This is a genomic window from Nocardia sp. NPDC049737 (genome assembly GCF_040674755.1).
Classification (GTDB): Bacteria; Actinomycetota; Actinomycetes; order Mycobacteriales; family Mycobacteriaceae; genus Nocardia.
Genome location: NZ_JBFANH010000014.1, coordinates 47852 through 55444, shown reverse-complemented (window position 1 = coordinate 55444; position 7593 = coordinate 47852). Strand labels below are relative to the sequence as shown.

Annotated in this window: 9 protein-coding genes and 1 pseudogene; 1 reads left to right on the top strand and 9 read right to left on the bottom strand. The window is 65.3% G+C overall.

The genetic code is table 11. From position 1 onward, the window contains the following. Nucleotides 1–5: 5 nt before the first annotated feature. From AB0J47_RS19915 to AB0J47_RS19895, 5 genes and pseudogenes are all read right to left on the bottom strand, one after another. Nucleotides 6–180: pseudogene (locus tag AB0J47_RS19915) on the bottom strand (sterol desaturase family protein); the annotation flags it as partial. Nucleotides 181–231: 51 nt separating this feature from the next. Beyond that, complete coding sequence (locus AB0J47_RS19910; RefSeq protein ID WP_364347523.1) at nt 232–1053, bottom strand: helix-turn-helix domain-containing protein; 822 nt, start codon at nt 1051–1053, stop codon at nt 232–234. 305 nt (nt 1054–1358) lie between these two features. Then, nucleotides 1359–2531, bottom strand: a complete 1173-nt coding sequence (locus AB0J47_RS19905; protein ID WP_364347520.1) for a helix-turn-helix domain-containing protein — start codon at nt 2529–2531, stop codon at nt 1359–1361. A 21-nt stretch (nt 2532–2552) separates the two neighbouring features. Beyond that, nucleotides 2553–2897 carry a fatty-acid--CoA ligase gene (locus AB0J47_RS19900; RefSeq protein ID WP_364347517.1) on the bottom strand — a complete coding sequence of 115 codons (345 nt, stop codon included), beginning with the start codon at nt 2895–2897 and terminating at the stop codon, nt 2553–2555. Nucleotides 2898–2959: 62 nt separating this feature from the next. Next, a complete protein-coding gene (locus AB0J47_RS19895) occupies nt 2960–3736 on the bottom strand; it encodes a helix-turn-helix domain-containing protein (RefSeq protein WP_364347514.1) in 777 nt (258 codons plus the stop codon). A gap of 45 nt (nt 3737–3781) precedes the next feature. Here AB0J47_RS19895 and AB0J47_RS19890 point away from each other — a divergent pair, with 45 nt between their 5' ends. Next, nucleotides 3782–4651, top strand: a complete 870-nt coding sequence (locus AB0J47_RS19890) for an alpha/beta hydrolase (protein WP_364347511.1) — start codon at nt 3782–3784, stop codon at nt 4649–4651. Here the strand turns inward: AB0J47_RS19890 and AB0J47_RS19885 are convergent. The 4 genes from AB0J47_RS19885 to AB0J47_RS19870 form a co-directional block, all read right to left on the bottom strand. Beyond that, nucleotides 4648–5538 (bottom strand): DUF4873 domain-containing protein, encoded by an 891-nt coding sequence (locus tag AB0J47_RS19885; protein ID WP_364347508.1) that lies wholly within the window; start codon nt 5536–5538, stop codon nt 4648–4650. The genes AB0J47_RS19890 and AB0J47_RS19885 overlap by 4 nt on opposite strands. A gap of 10 nt (nt 5539–5548) precedes the next feature. Further along, complete coding sequence (locus AB0J47_RS19880) at nt 5549–6010, bottom strand: NAD(P)/FAD-dependent oxidoreductase (RefSeq protein ID WP_364347888.1); 462 nt, start codon at nt 6008–6010, stop codon at nt 5549–5551. A gap of 210 nt (nt 6011–6220) precedes the next feature. After that, nucleotides 6221–6748, bottom strand: coding sequence for an NUDIX domain-containing protein (locus AB0J47_RS19875; protein ID WP_364347505.1), 528 nt, complete (start codon nt 6746–6748; stop codon nt 6221–6223). Nucleotides 6749–6758: 10 nt separating this feature from the next. Then, nucleotides 6759–7517: a hypothetical protein gene (locus tag AB0J47_RS19870; protein WP_364347502.1), complete on the bottom strand. Its 759-nt coding sequence runs from the start codon at nt 7515–7517 to the stop codon at nt 6759–6761. Nucleotides 7518–7593: the final 76 nt, after the last annotated feature.

Sequence of the window (7593 nt, the reverse complement as noted above, 5' to 3'; positions counted from 1 at the left end):
AGGCCACAGCCGCCGTCCGATGTGAACGGGTAGATGAGCTGGTCGACATAGCCGGTCGGGTAGTCGGGTTTGGCCGCCATACCGAGATCCTCGGATTCGAAGCGCCGCGCCGGATCATAGGAGTAGGTGCGGAACAGGTGATTCCAGATCAGGGTGAACAGGCCGAAATTGGTGTCATATGGGCAAGCCTGGTCGGCCGTGCCCGGAGTGACTTGAACGATTCGGCTGGACCTATCGGGCGTCGCCGAGATCCCAATCGACGCGGCGGCTCAGGGCCGACGGCGGCAGTCCGAAGGTGCGGCGGCAGGTGCGGGTCAGGTGGGAGCTATCTGCGAAACCCGCGGCGTGGGCGGCGGCGGTGAGATCGTCGCCGGAGCGGACGCGGGTGATCGCAACATGTAGTCGGAGCCAGAGAATATAGGGCCGCAAGGGAATTCCGACCTGTTCGGTGAACAGATGGGTCAGTCGGGTCGCGGAAATGCCGACCCGGCGCGCTACATCCGCGCCGCGGATCGGTCCGTCGCCGACGATGGACGGCAGCAATTGCAGCACCTCGGTGACCGCGTCGTGGCGCTCGTCCTCGATGCTGTGCGAATTGTCGCGTTCGAGATCGTCGACGACCTCGGCGACCAGTTCGGCGAGTGGTTCCCGCTCCGGATTGATGGGCAGCGAATGTTCGCAGTCGGCCCACCCGTAGGTATGGGCTCTGCGGTCGGCGGCCGCGCCTGCGACGGACTCCGGATCGAGATAGATCGCGGTGCCGTGCTCTGCGCCGGTGGCAATGCGATGTGGTGCGTCGGCGGGCACGATCACATGCGTGCCGCGATGCCGAATCCCGCACGCGTCCACCACAACCACCGGCGTACATGCGGCGACCACCTGGACGGCGTGATGGGCGTGCAATGCGGTGGGGCCGATAGTGCCGCCGAAGGCGAGTACGCCCGCGCGCAGCAATGCTGTACCCTCCCAACGTAATTCGCCGGGCGACCCGGAGACATAGTGGACGGATCGGGGCGAGGTGGATGCCCCGTCGGTAACCAGAGCCTTCATCATCGGATGCTCCCGGGTGGCTGCGAATCCCGAATCGGATCCCTCACGGAGACTATCCCGGCCGAGCGGCCGCTGTCAGGGTAACGGCGACGCGATCGAGGAACTCGGAGATCAAAGGGTCGCGCGGAGAGCGAATGCAATTCGAAGATGGTGGTGACGAGCGAGAGTCCGTCGCTGAACGCGTGATCGATGCTGTAGAGCAAGGTGAAGCCGTGGTCGATCGCGCCGCAGACGAACGATGGCCAGGGGGTGAGGTCGGCGGCGGCACGGAATCCGGGTGTGGCGCGCAGTTCCTCACCGGAGCCCGGTCAGGGGGCGAAGGCAGCGGATTCGAGGCGGCGGGCAAGTCGGGCCGCGGACAGGGTCATGGCGTCGGCGGGGCGATGCGGGTCGAGGCCGGTGAGTTCGTGTACGCGGGACAGGCGATAGGTGACCGTATTGCGATGCACGTTGAGTTGCCGTGCCGTCGCCAGCTGGTTGAATCCGCTGTCGGCGAACATCTCGAAGGTTTGTGCCAGCATCGGCTGTGTATCGAGGGGCGCGAGCACCGACGCCAGCCCGGGCCGTGCCGCATCGCTGACCGCCACCGTGTACTCGAACTGCAAATCCGTTCTACAGCAGAGGACTTCGCGACGGTTCAGGCACCGCCCCAGTTCGGCCAACACGCGCGCCTCGGCGAAGATCGTCGGGATCTGCGTCTTGCTCGCCGCCGCGCCGACGCCGACCCAGTAGGGCGGTGCCTGATCGCGCTGATGTGCCGGTAGTCGCGCGATGAGACCGCTGATCGCGGCCGTACCGTCGTCGCCGGGTTGCAGTGGGATCAATACGGTCCACCCGCCCGCGTCCAGCCGCTGGAAGACGCCCGGAATCGCCTCGACCCGGTGCCGCAGCGCCGATGCGTGCCCACCGCGGGTGCCGCACAGGCGGAATACCGCGACGAGGAAGGCGTCCGCGACCGGAATGACCGGATCATTGGCCCACTCCACCGGATCGCGTCCGGTGAGCAGGGCATCGGCGATGCCACGACGGCGTTCGAGCAGTTCCCAGCGCGGATCGTGCGAGCGCTGGGTGGCAGCGCCCGCGATGCGGGTCATGACCAGCGTGATGTACTTCAGCAGCGTCAGCGAGGCGTCGAGCAGCAGTTCCTGCTCGGCGGGAGTGGCCGATTCGCGCAGTCGCTCCCAGATGAAGGCCGAGCCGAGCCGATATCGCTCCAGCACCTGCGGCAGTGGCGTGCCGTCGCGGACCCGGTCCATGGCCAGTTCGACGAGCTCGCTGGTGTCCTCTTCGGAGGGTTCGGTGCCGCGCCGCAGATATTCGAAGAACAGGTCGACATTGAGTTTCGTGCCGCGTGCGAAATCGGTCTCCACCAGTGGCTGCGGTATCCGCGGATACGGTGGCAGGTTCCGGTAGAACCCATCGACCAGCGATGCGGCTCTTCGATGCAGATCTCCGACGACCCGGGTCCGCGTTGGCGTCATTGAACCTCTCCCGTCCCGGACTTACGAGTACAAGCGCTCGATCGTGTCGGTGTAGCGGGCGGCGATCGGGGTGCGTTTCAGTTTGCCGGTCGCCGTCAGGACATCGCTTCCGGGCTCCGACACCTCGGGTAGCACGATGTACTTCTTGATCTGCTCCACCCGGGAGAGTTTGCCATTGGCGGCGGTCACACCTTGCTCGATTGCGGACAAGACCTCCGGATTCTTCGCGAATTCGGAGACGGTGGTTGCGGCGAGTCCGTTGCGCTGGGCGAAAGCCGGCCCCCGGTCGGGATCGAGCATTCGCTTGGAAAGCCGCACACCGCGTGTCCGGGCGGGGTGGCCCGCCGGGACTGTCGATGAAACCAAGACTGCGGCCTTGGGGGACAAATAGCTTTCGGCCGAATTCGATCTCTATTTCGACTTATAGATCAGTCGATGTGGAGCGCGCCGTTGATGGTCAAGAAGGCGGTAGGGGTGAGACCGAACATTGCGCGGAACGTATCGCTGAAATGGGAAGGGGAGGCGAAGCCCGCGTCGACGGCGGCACGAGTGAGGTCGTGGCCCGCGGCATATGCCCTGCCGACGCGCAGCATCCGCGCCCATTGCACGTAACGTCGGAAGCTGGTGCCAGTTTGTTCGGCGAAGGTACGCAGGAAGTAGGAGGTGGATAGTCCTGCGGCACTTGCCTTTTCGGCGGCGCGCTGCTGCTGGGTGGGGTCAGCGCGGATGGCCGCGGCGACGGCGGCGATGCGGGGATCGCGGATGGTCGGGACCGGGATGCTGGCGAGCTCGAGCAGACGGTCGATATCCGGTGCCGGGTCGGCGCACAGCTCGATCAGTTCGGCCTCGTTGCGGTGGTCGGAGCTGTAGCCGTTGACCTTGCGGCGCATGCCGCCGAGGCAACGGGCCATATTTTCCGAGGTCGGATCGAAGAAGCAGAAGAGCTTGGGCGCATCGGTGTCCAGGATGTGGTGCGTGACGCGGGCGCGGAACAGGAAGCTGCGGGCCGTGATATCCGGAGCGTCGGCGACCCGGACCCGGAACGGGCCGTCGAGTCCGAGCCCGAGACCGGCGATTGCGGTGGAGTGCGCCCCGAGGGCCATCCCGGGGCCGATGTAGATCGCGTGTCCGAGCCGCAGCCAGAGCCGGGCCGAGGTGACCGCCGTTTCGGGAGCGCACGTTTCTGGAAGTGCCGACCGCGCCATATCCGCGACGATACAGAAAATCGCGGGACAGACGGGAGATCAGGGATGAAGCTGGATGGGCAGGCGGAATCGACGTACGAGCTGCGGGAGGTGACGGTCGACGGCGCGCGGTTGCGTTATGTCGATGTCGGGCAAGGTGTTCCGCTGGTGCTACTGCACGGCTGGCCGGAAAGCCATGCCGCGTGGCGGCACCAGATCGGTCCGCTCGCGTTATCGCGGCGGATTATCGCACCGGACTGGCTCGGGTGGGGTGCTTCCGATCGGGATACGGCGCTGAGTTGTGACTACGACAGTGAGGTCGAGCGGATCGGCCGCATGTTGGATGCGCTCGGCCTGGAGCGAGTCGATCTGGCATGTCACGACTACGGCGGGTTCCTCGGATTGGGGTTTCTGCTGCGTCATCCGGAACGAGTGCGCCGCTTCGCGATTCTGAATTCGCGGGCCCAGGGTATTTTCACACCGCCGTACTATGTATTGTTCGGCTTGCTGACCGTGCTGGCACGGATCGCACCGCTGCGCCCGCTGCTCACTGCACGAGCGATTCAATGGGTGCATCGGGTCGGTCTCGCACCGTACGTGCGCAATGGATCAATCGACATCGAACAGCTGCGCCGATACCTCGCGGTCCTGGACACCGCGGCGGGTCGCCGCTGGAACGCCCACTTCTGGGCAGGTTATCGCGTCCGGATCCGCCCGGAACTGGCTGCTGGACTGAGTTCCATCAACTGCCCGACGACCGTCATCTGGGGTGACTGTGATCCTGCCATCCCGTTGCGCACCGCCCAGGAACTGGCCGAAGCAATCCCCAACGCCACGCTGGTCCGCATCGACGGCGGCAACCACTTCATTATGGAAGAACGCCCCGACGAGGTCACCGAGGCGTTGCGCGCATGGCTCCTGCGCCCTGCCACTTAGGCAGCGGCCAATGGATAGGGCGGGGTGCCGATCCCGACGATACGGAGGTTGCCCCAGGGGTCGCGCTCCTGGAGGCGACCCGCGGTCGGCTCGCCGCCGGGCAGCGTGAGGAGCACTTCGGCACGTCCGGGATCGGGTAAATCGTGACCGTCGCTCGGGGCGACGCGTCCGTACCAGTGGTAGCGGCCGTCAATCGGATCCGGATGGCCGCTGAGGGTGACCTCGACTGGAACCTCCACCCCGGGGGCGTCGAGTAGTGCCGGCCCTGAATACTCGTGTGCCGGTTGACGATTCGCTGGCACGGTCAGGTCGTAGTGACCGGGATCGGGTCGGCGCATGGTGCGCCGGTAGGAGGCGCTGGAACCCGGCCAGGCGGCCCGATTCATCCCGTGCTCGTCCAGGTACGAACTCGGGCAGACGTCCGAATTCCACACGGTACCAGCCAGTTTCGACTGCAGGCGCCGGTTGAACTCGTGTTGGGTCGCGGCGCGGACTTCGATCCGGCTGTTGGCGGTCTTTCGCAGCAGCTCCAGGCATTGGCGGATGTAGCGAGCCTGTGCCTCGATCATGAAGACGATCGACTGATTTCCAACGCCGGAATTCGGGCCCATGATGAGGAATAGATTCGGGAAGCCGTGCACGGCGACACCGAGGAACCCTTCCATCCCATTGCGCCAGGCCTTTTGGAGAGTGAGCCCGTTCGCGCCGACGATGTGCTGATCGGCAAACCGGTCGGAAATCTTGAACTCGGTGCCGTACACGATGGCGTCGAATTCCTGCTCGATGCCATCGGCGGTGATGATCCCGGTCTCGGTGATCGAGGCGATCGGTGAGGTCACCAGCGCGACATTCTCCCGCTGCAGCGCAGGATAGTAGTTGTTGGACACCAGAATTCGCTTACACCCGAGCCGGTCGGGAGTGAGGCTGCGACGCAATTGGGGGTCGGGAACCTGACGACGCAGATGCGCCCGCGCCACCACCGCCGCGGCGACGCATGAGTTCCGGATTCATGAACGCCGGAGTCGACGACTCGTAACCCCAATAGATCGCCCAGCGGTAGAGCCGTTGCGCGCCTGGGAGATATCGGGATACTCGATGCGCCGCCGGCGACAGCGGTCGATCCGGCTTCGGCACGATCCAGTGCGGTGTCCGCTGGAATACCGTCACCTGCTCGGCCTGCTCGGCAATCTGCGGTACGAATTGCACAGCACTTGCACCGGTTCCGATGACCGCGATCCGTTTGCCGGTTACCTCGAAGTCGTGATCCCACTGCGCCGAGTGAAAAGTACGTCCCCGGAACATATCCCGGCCAGGGAAGGCCGGCACGCTCGGTTCGTGTAGCGGCCCCGGCGCCATCACCACCGCGCGCGGCTGGAAATGCCGCCCGTCCGAGGTCCGTACATGCCAGCGGTCCGTTTCGTCATCGAAGTCGAGTGCACGGTCCCAATAGAATCCGTCATCGCGTCAACCACCCCGCGCAGCCGCGGGTAACGAATGGCACGACGATCCACAGCATGGCCGAGACGACGATCGCGACTGCTCACCGGGCTCCATGCGCTACTCGGCTGATCAGCCTCGATGGAATTCGATTGCGAGCGCGAGCAATTCGACCATGTGGTCGCCATCGGTGCGCGAAAGGTGCATTGCCGCCTCGGGGGCGAAGGCGCGGACCTCGAGAATATTCTCCCCGTCCTCGGGATTGGTCGGAGCGGATTCGAGCAGCACATCCGCCGTGCACCAAAGCCACGCCTTGTGTGGGTGCGGTTGCCATGGATAGCGCGGTGCGGGCCGATCGGTGGTGGTGTGATGGGCGCCGAAGGGCCGCACCGGCCCGACCGGGCGGGCACCGGCCTCCTCCATGAGTTCGCGGCGCACGCAGGCGTCGATCGTTTCGCCCGCCTCCCTGGTACCGCCCGGCACGATCCAGATATCGCGATCGTCGCGGCACAGCACGATATCGGCGCCGACGAAGCAGACGACATGGATATTGGTGACCAGCTCGTCGGACGGCAGTTCGGTGGAGAAGCGTACGTCCAAACCGCCCCATTCCCAGCGGGTTGGCGTGTGCAACAAGGGATATCGGTCGGCGAGCGTCACACCGACGACGCTACTCGGTCCCGGACTTGCCGATCTGGAAGTGGATGTGATCGATATGCGCCGCGCGTCCGGTCGTAGCCGGAAGCGGGTGGTCGTCCGGATGGTCGGGATGCAGGATGAAACTCGGATCGCCGATACCGGAGATGGCGGTGGCGGGATCGGGACTATCCGAGCAGTCCTGCCATTCGCCCGCCGCGAAGTCGTAGACGCTGCGGAAGAAGTCGGCGACGAACAGATCACCGTCCGGGTCACCGAGCGGGCTCGCATCGGGTTCGTCGAGTCGATAACGCACCCGGGGTCCGGTGCCGCGCGGCCACGTTCCACCGGGCGTCACCGCGGTCTCGACGGTGCCCCAATGCGCTGCCACGGTGATCCGGCGGGTTACATCGCCGACCGGCATGGTGACACCGGCGAAATCCACGGCGCGGCCCTGGCCGTGGCAGTCGTCGGAATGCGTTCCGCGGCCGTCGATTCCGAGAGTGTGCAGCTCGGTGACACCGAAATTCGCGGAAAGGAATCGACAGAATCGCACCAATGCCAGTGCATTTCGTGGATCGAGGTGTTGCGGGGCCACCGGAGTGTTGCCGTGGCGGATGACCACCCCGGCGAGACTGCCCGGTAGCGGCTGGCCGGTCTGTGGGTCGAAACCGGCGAATCCGACCAGGGCCGGTGACGCGGGCCCGTCGAAGCGGATCAGGTCATCGTTCGCGAGACGTTCGAGTTCGGCGAACGCGTGGTCCTTACTCATTGCTCGGGCTGGTTCCGACACTACGCACCTCCTGTGCATCTGAAATCGATACGTCGACGCAGTTCGGTGACGTGGCGTCAGCATCAGCCATCGACGC